The following is a 15,204-nucleotide window of genomic DNA, read 5'->3' as shown; positions in this document are numbered from 1 at the left end:
GTGGGAAGTGATCATGAAGTTCGAACAGCGAGTGGTGTGGACGGTGCTCCCGGCGGGACTGTCGGAGGACGGCACCCAGGTGAGGATCTCGGTCCTCGTCTCTCCCCGGCTGGGCGTTCCGGACACGGATCCGGCGACCGGGCCGCGGGAGGAACGGGAACGCGGCACACTGCGGCCGTTCGGTGACTTCCTCGCCTGGCCGGACAAAATCAAGAACGCGGCCTACGAGTTCGGGCCGGGAGACCGCGTCTCGCCCTCCTTCGGCGGCCCGGCCCATCCGTCCGGCCCTGCTCCCGACAACACACTGTGGACCGCGCTCTTCGACGCAGACATCCCGCTGGAGCCGTACGTCTTCGAGAGCATGGCCGCGCGGGCAGAAGCGGGCCACACCTACTCGGCCAGGCGCGTCAGCGACGCGACCCGGATCGCCTACGGACGGGCGGCGCGGGAGTCCCCCGAACAGCCCCCCGACATGCGCTCGGTCATGCGGCGGATGATGCTCAAGGGCCCCGGAGGCTCCTCCGACGGCCAGGCCATGCGGCAGAGCCTCGACGAACTGGAGGGTTTCCACCGGCCTCCGGTCCGGAACGTGCCGACCCTCGCGAACGGCGAACAGCCACAGCCTCCGCCGCCCGAGAAGCCGGAGCCGGACTTCCACCAGATGCTCACCTCACTCGGTGACCACCCGGCGCTGCTCCGCCGCCTCGGACTGATCCTGGACTTCCTCCTGCCGGTCGAACGGATCCCCGTCTCCTCGGGCGACCAGCACATCAGTGTGCTGCCGAACTGGGTGTCCGACCTCGGACCGGCCTCACGGAACCTGACCCCGCGCACCCGTTACGTCCTCCTTCCCGACCGGAAGCTGTTCGTCGCCGCGTCCCGGAAGAACGCGGCCGATCCACTGGGCCCGCCGGCACTCGGCCTGGTGGCGCTGCCCGAGGCGGACTTCTCCCTCGAGCAGGCGGACATCGACAGTGCCGCGCTGAAGCTGGCCGACCTCGCCCGGGGCCCGGCCGAGGGCGGTGGCGCCGCACCCGATCCGGCGGAGCGCCCCCTGGAGACCCAAGGGCTGGCTCCGGTCCGAACCCAGGGGATCTCCCTGGTCCGGGACGGACGCAAAGAGGTGCTCACCGCCGACTTCGCGGACGCGGCCCGGACCAACGACACGGCCGTCGCCGCGCTGAAGCAGGCACAGCCGACAGGGGACGGACAGAACGCGGATCAGCCGGATCCGCCGCTCATGCCCGAGCTCTGTGTGGAGGACCTGGTCCGCGGTCACCGGATGGACGTCTGGGACAACACCCGGGAACGCTGGTACTCCTTGCACGCGCGCACCGTCGAATACCGCGCCCCGGGAGGTGGCGAGCCCTTCCTCACCGTGGCCGACGAAGGCTTCTTCCAGGTCAACCTCGTGTCCCCGCCGGACGACGCCGACAGCGACGCCCTGTACGTACCGGAACGGCTCATGACCTGGGAGGGCTGGTCCCTGTCCGCTCCCCGTCCCGGCCGGGTCCTGGGCATCGGGGAAGGGGCGCCCGACGAGGTCGTCGAACCCACCAACGAGGCGCGGACCCACCTCCCGCTGGAGATCGGCATCGGAGTGCAGCAGGGCTCACTGCCCCGCCTGAGGTTCGGCCGCGGATACCGGATACGCCTGCGGACCGTCGACCTGGCGGGCAACGGCCTCACCCTGAAGGAGGCCGACGCCCTGGTGGACCGGGACGACGGCGACTGGGCCCTCCCCGGGGACGGGCCGCTCGTGTTCCGGAGGTTCGAGTCCGTGCCGGCCCCGGCCCTGGTACCCAGGCTCACCCTCGACGAGGGGGCCTCGGTGTCCCGCATGGTCATCCGGAGCACCCCGGGCAGCGCACCGGGCCCGGCCGGCGGCGCGGCCCCCGGCCCCGGGACCCGGATCGTCGCGCTGGCCAACGTGCGGCCCGGGAACACCAACGACGACGTACGCCTGGTCCAGCAGGCCCTGATCGATCGCGACCACCCCATTCCCGCGGGTGCGACGGGGCACTTCGGCCCACAGACCGCGCAGGCCTACGCCGCCGAACAGCGCGAGCAGGGATTCAGCGGCCGGGACGCCGACGGCATCCCCGGCTGCCGGTCCCTCACCGAACTCGGCCGCAAGAGCGGTTTCGCCGTCGACTGCGACGCCGCCGCCGGCACCCCCGGCACGGTGGGCGGAGTGCCCCGCGAGGACGCGGAACCGGCCCGGACCGCCGAACAGTACGCCGCGCACCTCAACGGCTCGCCGCTGGTCACAGGAGGCGACCACACGCCGTTCAGCGGGGTCGACGAACGGCACCTGGTGGCCCCGAAGGCATCCCTCCAGTGCGTCGAGCGGCACGGACTGCTCGACGGGGCCATCGGTTCGCGGGACCGGTCGGCCAGGGACGACGGCTACGCACTGGCGTCCCGGGAGAGTGGATCGCTCAACGATCCGGCTCCCGACGTGGAGGTGAAGCCGGTCGACTCGCCCGCCACGGACGCGCAGCACGCCGTCGTGACCGCCCGGCACCGAGGGGAACAGGTCGAACTGCCCTACCTCCGCGAACCCATGGCCACCGGTGCCCTGCTGCTCGACCTGCCGGGCATGCCGGACGGTGAGCCGTTCGAGGTCCCGTGGGGAGGCAGCGTCTGGCACCGGCCCCGCTCGTTCCGGCTGAGGCTGGCGGAGGGCAGCGCCCCGCCCCGCTTCGACGAGTCGTCACGCGTGCTGACCGTCTCGCTGCCCAAGGCCCGGGTGGCCACCGTGCGGGTGTGTTCCGCGATCCGTTTCGACGAGTCGCTGCTGGGCCTCGCCTCCTGGTGCCGGGAGCGGCCCGGCCCTCCTCCGCCACCGGAAGCCGCGCCGGAGGAAGCGGAGCGGGCGGCGCTGCTGGCCGAGGAGGAGCGGCAGATGGCGTCGACCGCGCTGGACCTGGCCGCCGCGGGGCGCCACTGGATGTTCACGCCCTGGCAGGAACTGACCCTCGTGCACGCGGTCCAGCGGCCCCTGCGGCAACCCGTCCTGGACCTGCGGCTCACGGCGCGGCGCCCGTCGGGCGCCACGGCCGAGCACCTCGCCGGAACGATCGGGCTGGACCAGGACAGCACCGGTCGGGTCGTCCTCCTCGCGAGGTGGACGGAAGTGGTCGACGAAGGGGACGAGGGCCGCGCCGAGCGTGCGATGACCACGCCGGTCTTCGATCTCCTCACGGCCAGGGTGCCCGCGCCCGACCCCGCCCGCCCCGAACCGGCCACCCTTCAGGGCGGCACGCTGACCTTCGACACCCGGATCGCCGAGGAGCCTGCCGTGCCGGAGGCGGTGAAACCGACCAGGACGGAACCGAAGAAGCACGAGTTCGGCGACACCAAGCACCGCAGGGTGCGCTACCGGCCGGTGGCGGGCACCAGGTTCGGCGACTGCTTCCCGCCGCACCTCGTCGAGCGGGACGCGAGCGCGCTGACCGTGGAGGGCGCGGCCGTCGAGCACTCGATACCGAGCAGCGCCCGGCCCACCGCCCCCAGGGTGCTGTACTGCGTACCCACGCTGTCCCACGAGTCCGTCGAGGGCCCGCCCGGCACCGTCGTCCGGCGCCGCCGCGGGCGCGGCATCCGGGTGTTCCTGCAACGTCCCTGGTACTCCTCCGGGGACGGCGAACTCCTCGGCGTGGTCCTCGGACCCGCACCGTCCGCCGGCACACCCGCCACGGACGTCCTGGGGGTGACCCTGATGGGACGTGACCCCATACACCGCTCCGCGGAAGTCGTCGCCCCGACGGTGTCGACGTTCACCAACGCGGTGCGGCACGCCGAGGGACTCACTCCGGCGACGCCCGCGGGGCCGTCGCCCACCGTCACCGTCGTGGGTTTCGCCCCGCGGTTCGACCGGGAGGGGAACCGCTGGTTCTGCGACCTGGACCTGGACACCGGGGACACCTACCTGCCCTTCCTGCGGCTGGCCCTGGTCCGCTACCAGCCCGACTCGATCCCGGGGGAGGAGATCTCACCGGTCGTGGTCACCGACCTGGTGCAGACCCTGCCCGACCGTGAACTGCGGGTGACACCGGACGACCTGACGACCGTCAGCGTCACCGGCCCGTCGTACGACCCGGTCGACTCCCCGCCGCCCCGGATCACGGCCACCGTGCAGCGCCGGAGCGCCGTCGCCGACGAGGACCTCGCCTGGGTGACGCTCCCGGACACGACGGTGACACTGACCTCGATCGACGCGGCTTCCACACGGACCCCGTCCTACATCGGACAGGTCCCGATTCCCCCGGACGCGCGGCGGGACCGGCTGCGGCTGCTGGTCATGGAGACCGACGGCATACCGCCCGACGGGGCCACCCCGCCCACCACGCCGGGGCGGGTGGTGTACTGCGACACCGTGCCCCTGGACGGAGGCCCCCGGCGGGACGGTGACCATGACGATCGTGATCGCCCCCGGCGCGACGGCGACCACGATGACCGTGATCGCCCCCGGCGGGACCGCGACCACGATGATCATGGTCGTCCCCGGCGGGACGGCGACCACCGGCACTGACGCGGCGGACAGCGGTGGGCGGGCGGGGATTCGCACTCAGTGCTGCATCGTGATCACCGCGTACGTCTCCCCGTTCCCCGGCGGCCGGGTCCAGGAGCGGGTGGTGAACGTGTGCAGCCGCCCGCTCTCGATCGCGTGACGCGGGAGACGGGCCCCGAACTCCTCGGCCACCGCCTCCAGCACCGACCGCTCCGCCTCGGCATCGTCCGCCGGATCGCCGAAGAACCGGCTCGGGTCCAACGCCCGCGGTATCCGCCCGCTCCGCCGCACCTCTCCGCCCGCGTACGTGAACGCGTACTCCTCGATACCGTCCTCCGCCACCGAAAGGTGGAAGAACGGCTCCCCGCGCCACTCCCTCAGGCCGCTCCACACCACCACCGCGCGGGTGCCGTCACTGGCGGCCGGCGCGGGGGAGACGAACCGCCGCGGGTCGAACGTGGCGGGCTCGCCGTCGAAGGCGAAGCTCCAACCGGTACCGGCCCGGCCCACGGCCACGAGGGCCCTGTCGTCGTAGGACGAGAACTCGGTGCGGCCGTGCAGCGACTTCCGGCGCGCCTCCCACAGCGTCATGGGTTCGTTCAGCACGGCGCCGTCCCCGTCGGCGAGACGTCCGGGCAGCTCCTCCGGCTCCACCCCCCGCACCAGGACGAACCGGTAGGACGTGCGGTTGTTGCCGGGGTCCGCGTCCGCGAGCCACGCCAGACCGCCCGGACCGATCCCGGCCGCCGGCGCGGGTGCCTCCCCCTTCTGTCCGCTCTGTCCGCCGCGTGGCGTGGACAGCAGCTCACGTCCCCGCTCCGGGGTCAGCAGCGGACCGAGCACGGGGTCGGCGAGCCACCCCAGCGGCGCCAGGAGGTCCGGCCCCGGCGGCTCCCACTCGGGCAGCGCGCTCAGGAGCGTCCGCCAGGCCCCGTCGGTGTCACCCCACCGCGCCGACTCCCGCGCCCGCTCGACCGCCTCGCCGAACGGTCCGGCCGCCGTGTACCGGTACGTGCCGCCGCGCAGCCGTTCCAGCGTCGCGTGCGCGAGTGCCATCAGGTCCTCGTCGGCGCCCCGCAGCGAGTACCTCAGCGTGGAGTCGTCCCGGTACGAGTGCGCCGCGTGCTCGGCCACCAGCGGTGGCAGCAGCTCGGATGCGTACCGCGGCTCCGTCACCAGGCCCTCGAAGTACCCCATGGAGGTCTGCCCGAGCAGGCAGCGTATCTGGTCTCCCAGCCCGGCGGCCCGCGGCCTGCCGTACCCCTTCGCCTCGTCCAGCGCCTTCACGGCCCGCTCCCAGCCGCCGCTCAGCGCCTCCAGCCGGGCCTCCTCCACCAGCGCGTCCAGGTGCCGCGTCGTGTCGTTGACGAACACCGGCTCCCCGTCACGCGGGTGCGCCCGCAGGCTGTGGAACTCCCGGTGCATCTCCCGCATGAACGTGCGGAAATCGGCGTACCGCTCGGGTGGCGCGGCCCGCCAGCCCGCCCAGGTGTACACCGCCCACTCGCCGTTCTCGTCCACGTCCTCCGGATCCATGAGGACGTAGGTCGCGTCGGACTCCACGTCGAGCTGAAGACCCCGGCGCCAGAGGTCGGCCTCCCGCCACTCCTCGGGCTCCGAGTCCTCGTCCAGATGCTCCTCGAACACGTCCGCGAGCCCCGACTCGTCGTCGTGCCGGCGCACGTCCTCGGTGCCCGCCAGCGTCCACACGAAGCCGCCCGCGTGCCGCCATCCGTCGCTGACCGCGAGGAACTCCCGGTACGACGGGGGCATCCGCCGTCCCAGGCGTTTCTCCGTGGCCGCGATCAGGTCCTCGGAGGCGGGCGGGAACCCCAGCCACCGCTCCCGCCGCGCCGCGTCGTCGTCCTCGCTCCGTGTCTCGTCGTCGGCCCGCGAATCCGCCCACTCCCCGCTCCACTTGAGCAGGAAGGACCGCCAGTCGAAACCTGTGGTGTCCGTCATGGGCCCGATGCTGCCACCCGCCACCGACAACGCCCGGCCGGTCACGGGGGCGGACCGGTCAGGGGCGGTTGGTCAGATAGCCGCCCATCGAGGTGAAGTACTCGGTGGCCGGCAACTCCCGGCCGTCCTCGGTCCGTACGCGCGTGATGGCCAGGCCGTGGTTGCGTCCGGTGCGGGCGTCCGCTCCCGCGACGATCACCACGCCGTCGCCCTCGCGGTAGAAGACACGGCCGGGTGTGCCGCCGTAGCGCCCCGTGGAGACGACGGCCGCCAGGACCTCGAGTCGCCTGCCCTTGTGGAAGGTGAAGGCGCTGGGGTAGGGCTCGGACTGGGCGCGTACCAGGCGCTCCAGGTCCTCCGCCGGCCAGGTCCAGTCGATGCGGCTGTCCTCGATGGACCGCTTGTGGAAGAAGCTCGCCAGGGAACGGTCCTGCTTGGTGAACTCCGTCTGCCCCGAGGCGATGAGACCGAGCGCGCCGATGGTGACCGGGGCGATGAGGTCGACGGTCTTGTGGAAGAGGTCGGTGGCCGTGTCCGTCGGCCCCACCGGCACCGCCTCCTGCCGGACGATGTCGCCGGCGTCGAGCTCGTCGTTCATCATGTGCGCGGTGACGCCCACTTCGGGCTCGCCGTTGATCAGGGCCCAGATCAGCGGGGAGAAGCCGGCGTACTTCGGCAGCAGCGAGTCGTGCACGTTCAGCGTGCCGTGACGGGGCAGGTCGAAGATGCGTGGCGGAATCCACGTACGCCAGTTGTTGGCCACGATGATGTCCGGGTCGGCCTCCTTGAGGCGCTCGAACAGCTCGTCGTCGTCCGGGCGGTTGCGTATCACGACCGGTACGCCGTTCTCCTCGGCGAGGTCCGCGACCGAGTCGCTCCAGATCTTCTCGTACGCGTGCTCGCTCTTGGGATGCGTCACCACCAGGACCACGTCGTGCTCGGAGTCCAGCAGGGCTTGCAGGGTGCGATGCCCCCAGGTCTGGTAACCGAACATGACGACGCGCATGTGGTTCCTCCTTGCGGCAGAGATGGGCCGTGGTCAGTAAAGCAAGGCTTACCTAAGCGGTCAACGGGGCTTATTGAGGGGCGTGTTGAGGGTTCGCGCCCTCTGGTGTTCGTCCCGTCTATGGACAGCTCCGCATGCTGAGCTTAGCCTTACCTAAGTTTTGGGCCGTGTTCTCCGGCGCGCCCATTTCCCGTACTTCCCGATGCTCGAACAACGGCTGCCCGCCCCGCGCGGCGGCCGTCCGCACGATGGGAGTGACATGGCAGAGGCTCGTCCCGGCGACGCCCCTTTGGTCCACGACATCATTGGCATCGGCTTCGGGCCGTCCAACGTGGCCATGGCGATCGCGCTCAGCGAGCACAACGCAGGCGTCGCCGGGGAGGAGGCGGTCACCGCTCACTTCTTCGAGCAGCAGCCGCGCTTCGGCTGGCACCGAGGCATGCTGATCGACGACGCGACCATGCAAGTGTCCTTCCTCAAGGACCTGGTGACGCTCCGGAACCCCTCCAGCGAGTACAGCTTCCTCTGCTACCTCAAGAGCAGGGGACGGCTGATCGACTTCATCAACCACAAGAACCTCTTCCCCCTGCGGGTGGAGTTCCACGACTACTTCGAGTGGGCCGCCGACAAGGTCGACGACCTGGTCTCGTACGGCCACGAGGTCGTCGGCGTCATGCCGGTCGCCGGCGACGACGACGTCGAGTACCTGGACGTGACCGTCCGGTCCGGCGAGGGGCTGGCGGTCCACCGGGCCCGCAACCTCGTCATCGGCACGGGGCTGCGCCCCCTCATGCCGGAGGGCGTCGAGCGCACCGACCGGGTCTGGCACAACTCCGAACTGCTGGCGAACGTAGGTGAACTGGAGGGCACCGCGCCGTCCCGGTTCATCGTCGTGGGCGCCGGCCAGAGCGCCGCCGAGAACGTCGCCTACCTCCACCGGCGCTTTCCGGGGGCCGAGGTCTGCGCCGTCTTCTCCCGCTACGGCTACAGCCCGGCCGACGACAGCGGCTTCGCCAACCGGATCTTCGACCCCGCCGCGGTCGACGAGTACTTCACCGCACCGGAGGACGTGAAGCGCCGCCTGATGGACTACCACGGCAACACCAACTACTCCGTGGTGGACATCGACCTCATCGACGACCTGTACCGGCAGCAGTACCAGGAGAAGGTCCTCGGCACCGAACGCCTGCGCTTCCTCAACGTCTCCCGGCTCAGCGACGTCAAGGAGACCCCGGACAAGGTCCATGCCACGGTCACGTCGATGGTCACCGGTGAGAGCACGCTCCTGGAAGCCGACGTCCTGGTCTTCGCCACCGGCTACAGCCCCGCCGACCCCGTCGGGCTGCTCGGCGAGGTCGCGGACCGCTGCCTCCGCGACGACGAGGGCCGGGTCCGCGTCGAACGGGACTACCGCATCGCCACGGACCCCGGACTGCGCTGCGGCATCTACCTTCAGGGCGGCACCGAGCACACGCACGGCATCACGTCGTCCCTCCTGTCCAACACCGCGATCAGGGTCGGGGAGATCCTCGACTCGCTCCTCGACCGGGGTCTCAAGTCCGGCTCCGGCGAGGCCCGTACGGTCGCCGACGGCACCGCCCGGTAACCCGGCCACCCGTTCCGCCCGGCGGTGGCACCGAACAAGGGGATAACGTACGTCGACATGGGCACGACTGCACTGGAGCACCCCCCGGCCGGGGTCACAACTCGCGCCCGTCGGCGGCGGGTTGTGGGCCTGGTCATGCTGACGGTGGTCCTCGCGATCACGGGGGCGGTGTCATTGGCCGTCGGTGCGCGCGCCTTGAGTCCCGCGGAGGTGTGGCACGGACTGTTCGCGGCACCGGACCCCGACCAGCGGCTCACCGAGATCAGGCTCATCGTGCGGACCGTACGGGTGCCCCGTACGGTGCTCGCGATCGTGGCGGGCATCGCCCTGGGGGTCGGTGGTGCGCTGATCCAGGGGTACACCCGCAACCCGATCGCCGACACGGGCCTGCTGGGCGTGAACTCCGGTGGGTCGTTCGCCGTGGTCTCGGCGATCGCCCTGTTCGGGCTCACCAACCCGTTCCAGTACATCTGGTTCGCCTTCCTGGGGGCCGCGGTCGCCGGGGTCGTGGTGTTCGGGCTGGCGAGCATCGGCCGGGGCGCCGGCAACCCGCTGACGCTCGCGCTGGCCGGGCAGGGGGTCACCGTCTTCCTCGCGGCGATGACGACGGCGGTGGCGCTCTCGGACCAGAAGTCCCTCAACGCGCTGCGGTTCTGGAACGCGGGCTCCGTGGCCGGGGTCGGATTCGACGTCATCTGGCCGGTGACCGCGTTCATCGTGGTCGGACTGGTGCTGGCCGTGATCACACTGCCGACCGTCAACCTGCTCAACCTGGGCGACGACGTCGCGCGGGGGCTGGGTGTGAACATCGCGCTGAGCCGGACCGTCGGCATCGCCGCCATCACGCTGCTGGCGGGCGCGGCCACGGCGGCGTGCGGCCCCATCGCGTTCGTCGGGCTCATGGTGGCCCATGTGGCCCGGTACCTCACCGGTCCGGACTATCGCTGGCTGGTGCCGTACGCGGGTCTGCTCGGCGCCGTCGTCCTGCTGGTCTGCGACATCGTGGGGCGCGTGGTGGTGCGACCGAGCGAGCTGGACGCGGGCATCCTGGTCGCCCTGCTGGGCGCCCCGTTCTTCGCGGTCCTGGTGTGGCGCGGAAAGTTCAGGAACGCGTGAACGGGGCCGAGGTGAAGGTGAACGAGACGGACCGGAAGCCGTCGTTGACACCGGGCGTGCGGCTCGGCCGGGTGTCGTTCGTATGGCGGCCCTGGCTCGTCCTCGTCACGCTGCTGGTGGCGGCCGTGACGTTCCTGGTGTTCTGTGTGTCCATCGCCGTCGGGGACTTCCCCCTCGGCCTGTCCCAGGTGATCGCGACGCTGCTCGGCCGGGGTGAGCAGGTCGACGAGTTCGTCGTCATGGACCTGCGGATGCCGCGCGCCCTGGCCGGGCTCGTCGTGGGGGTCGCGCTGGGCGTGTCCGGGGCGATCACCCAGTCCATCGCGCGCAATCCGCTGGCGAGTCCGGACGTTCTCGGGATCACCGGCGGCGCCAGCGCGACCGCGGTCTTCCTGGTCACGGTGTCGGGCGGCACCGCCGCGGCGGTCGTCGACTCCGTCGGCCTCTCCGCGGCGGCGCTCATGGGCGGCCTGGGCACGGGTCTGCTGGTGTACTTCCTGGCCTGGCGGCGCGGGATCGACGGCTTCCGGCTCATCCTCATCGGCGTCTCGGTGAGCGCCGTGACGGAGGCGATCACGTCCTGGCTGCTGGTCACGGCCGACATCAGGGACGTGGCGCAGGCCCAGGCATGGCTGGTCGGCTCGCTCGACGACCGGTCGTGGGACGAGGTCGGGGTGGCGCTCTGGGGCACGCTCGCCCTGCTGATCGTCGTGACGTGCGTGGCGTTCCAGTTCAAGCCGCTGCACCTCGGGGACGACGTCGCCGCGGGCCTGGGCGTGCGCTACTCGGCGGTGCGGGCGGTTCTCCTGCTGTGCGCGGTCCTGCTGGCCGGCGTGGCGGTGAGCGCGGCGGGTCCCGTCCCGTTCGTCGCGCTGGTCGCGCCGCAGGTGGCGATGCGTCTGGCGCGCTGTCCCACGCCGCCCTTGGCGGCCTCCGCCCTGGTGGGTGCCCTGCTGCTGATCGGCTCGGACCTGGTCGCGCGCACGGCACTGCCCGTCAGTCTTCCGGTCGGCGTGGTCACCGCGGCGATCGGCGGCCCCTTCCTCGTCCATCTGCTGGTGCGTGCCAACCTCCGCAGATAGCCGGTACAGAAGTCGGGCAAGCCTAGAGAAGGGGGCCCTGTGGTCACTCAGTCCATCACCGGGATCGCGTCGCGGGTCGATGACGCCTCGCGGCTGGCAGCCAGCGGCGTCACGGTCGGGTACGGCGCGCGCACCGTCATCGACGACCTCGACGTGGCGATACCGCCAGGCGTGGTCACCACCATCATCGGCCCCAACGGCTGTGGCAAGTCGACCCTGTTGCGGACGCTGGCGCGCCTGCTCAAACCGGCCCGGGGAACGGTCGTACTGGACGGCGAGGACATCGCCGGGCTCAGGACCAGGGACGTGGCGCGAAAACTCGGCCTGCTGCCTCAGGCGCCGGTGGCGCCCGAGGGCCTGACGGTGGCCGACCTGGTCGCGAGAGGCCGCCATCCGCACCAGAGCTGGCTGCGGCAGTGGTCGTCGGACGACGCCGAGGTGGTGGAACGCGCTCTGGCCATGACCGGGGTGTCCGACCTGGCCGACCGCCCGGTCGACACGCTCTCCGGTGGACAGCGCCAGCGCGTCTGGATCTCGATGACCCTGGCGCAGGGCACCGATCTGCTGCTGCTGGACGAGCCGACCACCTACCTCGACCTGGCGCACGCGGTCGACGTCCTCGATCTGGTGAACGACCTGCACGAATCGGGCTGCACCGTGGTCATGGTGCTGCACGACCTCAATCTGGCCACGCGCTACAGCGACAACCTCGTGGTGATGCGCGAGGGGTCGATTCTCGCGCAGGGGCACCCGCGTGACGTGGTCACCGCCGAGCTGCTGCACGAGGCGTTCGGACTGCGGGCCAAGGTGATCGACGATCCGGTGGGCGACCGGCCGCTGATCGTGCCCATCGGTCGCACGCACGTTCAACTCTCCTAGTTCCCAACAAAGTTATAGGAGTTAGGCTAGGCTTGCCTTATCTCCATGCGATACGGTTTGCCTGCCCTCAGCCAGGGGGGTTGCGGACAGCGCGAGAGCAAGGGGATACCGAATGCTCCTCCAGGGAACGACGCGTAGGAAACCATGGCGCCGGGTGGCGGCGATCCTGTCCGCGGCGGCGCTCGGCGTCGGTCTCCTCGCGGGATGCGGCTCCGACTCGGACACGTCGGACAAGGCCGCCGACACCGGCTCGACCGCCGCGGCCGGCGCCTTCCCGGTCACCGTTGAGCACGCGTTCGGATCCACGACGGTCAAGGAAGCACCCCAGCGGGTCGTCTCCGTCGGCTACACCGACGACCAGACCATCCTGGCCTTCGGCATCAAGCCGGTCGGCATGACCGACCAGTACCCCAACCCCACGGGGCAGACCCCCGACATCAACACCCAGTGGCCCTGGGTGAAGGACAAGTGGGGCGACACCCGGCCCGAGGTCATCATGAAGAACGGTGACGCGGGCCCCAACTACGAGAAGATCGCCGCCCTGCGCCCGGACCTGATCATCGCCGTCTACTCCGAGATCGACCAGGCCGGCTACGACAAGCTGTCGAAGATCGCCCCGACGGTGGGCCGCACCAAGGCCGAGAAGGAGCCCTTCAGCGCTCCCTGGCAGGACAACGCCCTGCACATCGCCAAGGCCCTCGGCAAGGCCGAGGAGGGCGAGAAGATGGTGCAGGACATCCAGGGCAAGCTCGACGCGGCCAAGAAGGAACACCCCGAGTTCGCCGGCCGGACCGCCGTCGCGCTGTCCTGGTACGAGAACTCGGTGGCGCCGTTCACCTCCACCGACGTACGCGGACGACTGGTGACCGGCATCGGCTTCGACTACCAGACCGAGATCGACAAGGTCGCCGACGGCAGCTTCTACACCAAGCTCTCCCCCGAGCGCATCGACCTCGTCGACGTGGACCACATCTTCGTCATCAACGACAAGGCGGACACGGAAGCCCTGAAGAAGTTCAAGCTCTTCGCCAACCTCGACGCCGTGAAGAAGGGCAACGTGTCCTACCTGCTGGACAGCGAGGGCCCGGCCGTCGGCGCGGCCATCTCCCAGGGCACCCTGCTGTCCATGCCGTACGCCATCGACGAACTCGTCAAGTCGGCGGCACAGTGACGACGACGAACGGCACCCGTCGTCCCCGGCCCGCCCGGGGCGCCGTGTGAGCACGACCGGCACGCGTACCGCCCCGGAAACGCTGCGCACGGCGACCGGACGCGAGGCCACCCGATGGGTCGCGGAGCACTGCCGCGAGACGCCCTGGCTGACTCTCGCGACCGCGCTCACCACGGTGGCCGGGGCGGCGCTCCAAGTGCTCCCCGTACTGCTGCTCGGCCGGGTCGTCGACGGGGTCGTCGAGGGCGAATCGCGCTCGGTCCTCGTCACCGTCGGGGTGCTGATGGGGGCCGCCGCACTGCTCGGCGCGGCGGCCACCGCGGTGTCGACCTACCTGATCGGACGGCTGGGCGCGGATCTTCTCGCGCGGCTGCGCGAGGGCGCCGTCCGGGCGGTCCTGGGGATGCCGAGCGCGCGCATCGAGCAGGTCGGCCGGGGCGACGTACTGTCCAGGGTCGGTGACGACGTCGCCGTCGTCTCCCGCGGCATTCGCACGGCCGTCCCCACCATCTTCTCGGCGGGAGTGCTCGTCGCCATCGCCACGTTCGGCATGTTCGGACTGGACTGGCGGCTCGGCCTGGCGGGCGCCGGCGCCCTGCCCGCGTACGCTCTCGCCCTGCGCTGGTACCTGCCCCGGTCGGCCCCGCTCTACCGGGAGCAGCGCATCGCCCAGGCCGACCGCGCGCAGGCGTTGATCAGTGGCCTGAACGGAATCGACACCGTCCGGGCGTACCGCCTGGAGGGGGCCTTCCGCGAGAAGGTGACCCATGAGTCGTGGCGGGTGCGAAATCTCGGTATCGACGTCTTCCGGTTCTTCGGCCGCTTCGTGGGCAGGGAGAACCGCGCCGAGTTCATCGGACTCGTCCTGATCATCGTGGTGGGGTACGCCCTGCTGGAGGCCGATGCCGCCAGCCTGGGCGAGGTGTCGGCGGCCCCGCTCCTGTTCCACCGGCTGTTCACCCCGCTGGGCCTCATCATGTTCACCTTCGACGAGGCGCAGAAGTCGGGGGCGAGCCTGACCCGCCTGGTCGGGGTGCTGGGGGAGCCCACGGAGGGCCGGCTGGTGGGCGACGCGGCCGCCGCGCCGGCGGAGCGCGCACCGTTGCCGGTGACGGTGGAAGGGCTGACGTTCCGCTATCCCGGCGGCGAGGAGCCCGTGCTCAGGGACGTCGACCTGACGATCCCGGCCGGCGGCTCGCTCGCGCTGGTGGGGGCGACGGGCGCGGGCAAGACCACCCTGGCGGCACTGATCGCGGGCATCGGGACGCCTCAGGCGGGGTCGGTGCGCGTCGGGTCGACCGACCTCGCCGGTCTGGACGAGGCCGGGGCGCGGGCCCTGGTGAGCATCCTGACGCAGGAGACGCACGTGTTCTCCGGTCCGCTCGCCGACGACCTGCGACTGGCGGCGCCGGAGGCCACCGACGCCGCCCTGATGGACGCGCTGCGCACGGTGGGCGCCGCCGAGTGGGTCGAGGCCCTGCCCGACGGCCTGGGCACCATGGTCGGCGAGGGCGGCGAGCGCCTGGACGTCACCAAGGTCACCCAGATCGCCCTGGCCCGGCTGGTGTTGAGCCGGTCGCCGGTGGTGGTGCTCGACGAGTCGACCGCGGAGGCGGGCAGTGAGGGTGCCGCCGAGCTGGAGCGTGCCGTGCTGGCCGCGTGCTCCGGCCGGACCACGCTGTTCGTCGCGCACCGGCTGACCCAGGCCATGGCGGCGGACCGGATCGCCGTGCTGGACGCGGGACGCGTCGTCGAGCAGGGACGGCACGAGGAGCTGGTGGCTCTGGACGGCCGGTACGCGCGCCTCTGGCAGGCATGGCGAGAGGGTAGTTAGGTAAGCCTAAGTCAGATCGCTTGCTCTCATGT

Annotated in this window: 9 protein-coding genes; 7 read left to right on the top strand and 2 right to left on the bottom strand. The window is 71.3% G+C overall.

The window, feature by feature from the left end; all coding sequences use genetic code 11:
• Nucleotides 1-13 precede the first annotated feature (13 nt).
• Complete coding sequence (locus ACZ470_RS35455; protein WP_468434038.1) at nucleotides 14-4,537, top strand: hypothetical protein; 4,524 nt, start codon at nucleotides 14-16, stop codon at nucleotides 4,535-4,537.
• A 36-nt stretch (nucleotides 4,538-4,573) separates the two neighbouring features.
• On the opposite strand, the gene ACZ470_RS35450 is transcribed toward ACZ470_RS35455, so the two are convergent.
• The gene (locus tag ACZ470_RS35450; protein ID WP_468434037.1) at nucleotides 4,574-6,478 is read right to left on the bottom strand and encodes an SMI1/KNR4 family protein; all 1,905 of its coding nucleotides are present in this window, start codon (nucleotides 6,476-6,478) and stop codon (nucleotides 4,574-4,576) included.
• A gap of 58 nt (nucleotides 6,479-6,536) precedes the next feature.
• Nucleotides 6,537-7,484: a methionyl-tRNA formyltransferase gene (locus tag ACZ470_RS35445; protein ID WP_468434035.1), complete on the bottom strand. Its 948-nt coding sequence runs from the start codon at nucleotides 7,482-7,484 to the stop codon at nucleotides 6,537-6,539.
• Between the two features lie 259 nt (nucleotides 7,485-7,743).
• On the opposite strand from ACZ470_RS35445, the gene ACZ470_RS35440 reads away from it, so the two are divergent.
• From ACZ470_RS35440 to ACZ470_RS35415, 6 genes are all read left to right on the top strand, one after another.
• Nucleotides 7,744-9,090, top strand: a complete 1,347-nt coding sequence (locus ACZ470_RS35440; protein ID WP_468434033.1) for a lysine N(6)-hydroxylase/L-ornithine N(5)-oxygenase family protein — start codon at nucleotides 7,744-7,746, stop codon at nucleotides 9,088-9,090.
• 57 nt (nucleotides 9,091-9,147) lie between these two features.
• Complete coding sequence (locus ACZ470_RS35435; RefSeq protein WP_468434031.1) at nucleotides 9,148-10,206, top strand: FecCD family ABC transporter permease; 1,059 nt, start codon at nucleotides 9,148-9,150, stop codon at nucleotides 10,204-10,206.
• Nucleotides 10,207-10,223: 17 nt separating this feature from the next.
• Nucleotides 10,224-11,288, top strand: a complete 1,065-nt coding sequence (locus ACZ470_RS35430) for a FecCD family ABC transporter permease (RefSeq protein WP_468434087.1) — start codon at nucleotides 10,224-10,226, stop codon at nucleotides 11,286-11,288.
• A 39-nt stretch (nucleotides 11,289-11,327) separates the two neighbouring features.
• Entirely contained in the window at nucleotides 11,328-12,167 is an 840-nt protein-coding gene (locus tag ACZ470_RS35425; protein ID WP_468434029.1) for an ABC transporter ATP-binding protein, read from the top strand.
• Nucleotides 12,168-12,279: 112 nt separating this feature from the next.
• Nucleotides 12,280-13,338 (top strand): iron-siderophore ABC transporter substrate-binding protein, encoded by a 1,059-nt coding sequence (locus ACZ470_RS35420; RefSeq protein ID WP_468434026.1) that lies wholly within the window; start codon nucleotides 12,280-12,282, stop codon nucleotides 13,336-13,338.
• A 46-nt stretch (nucleotides 13,339-13,384) separates the two neighbouring features.
• On the top strand, nucleotides 13,385-15,172 hold the full coding sequence (locus ACZ470_RS35415; RefSeq protein WP_468434024.1) for an ABC transporter ATP-binding protein: 1,788 nt from the start codon (nucleotides 13,385-13,387) through the stop codon (nucleotides 15,170-15,172).
• Nucleotides 15,173-15,204 lie beyond the last annotated feature (32 nt).

The organism is Streptomyces sp. NPDC031111 (assembly GCF_055570675.1).
This window is presented reverse-complemented; position numbering and strand designations above follow the sequence as displayed.

Coding starts and splice junctions, on each gene's coding strand:
- ACZ470_RS35455 (WP_468434038.1), top strand. CDS start 14: ATGAAGTTCGAACAGCGAGTGGTGTGGACGGTGCTCCCGGCGGGACTG.
- ACZ470_RS35450 (WP_468434037.1), bottom strand. CDS start 6,478: ATGACGGACACCACAGGTTTCGACTGGCGGTCCTTCCTGCTCAAGTGG.
- ACZ470_RS35445 (WP_468434035.1), bottom strand. CDS start 7,484: ATGCGCGTCGTCATGTTCGGTTACCAGACCTGGGGGCATCGCACCCTG.
- ACZ470_RS35440 (WP_468434033.1), top strand. CDS start 7,744: ATGGCAGAGGCTCGTCCCGGCGACGCCCCTTTGGTCCACGACATCATT.
- ACZ470_RS35435 (WP_468434031.1), top strand. CDS start 9,148: ATGGGCACGACTGCACTGGAGCACCCCCCGGCCGGGGTCACAACTCGC.
- ACZ470_RS35420 (WP_468434026.1), top strand. CDS start 12,280: ATGCTCCTCCAGGGAACGACGCGTAGGAAACCATGGCGCCGGGTGGCG.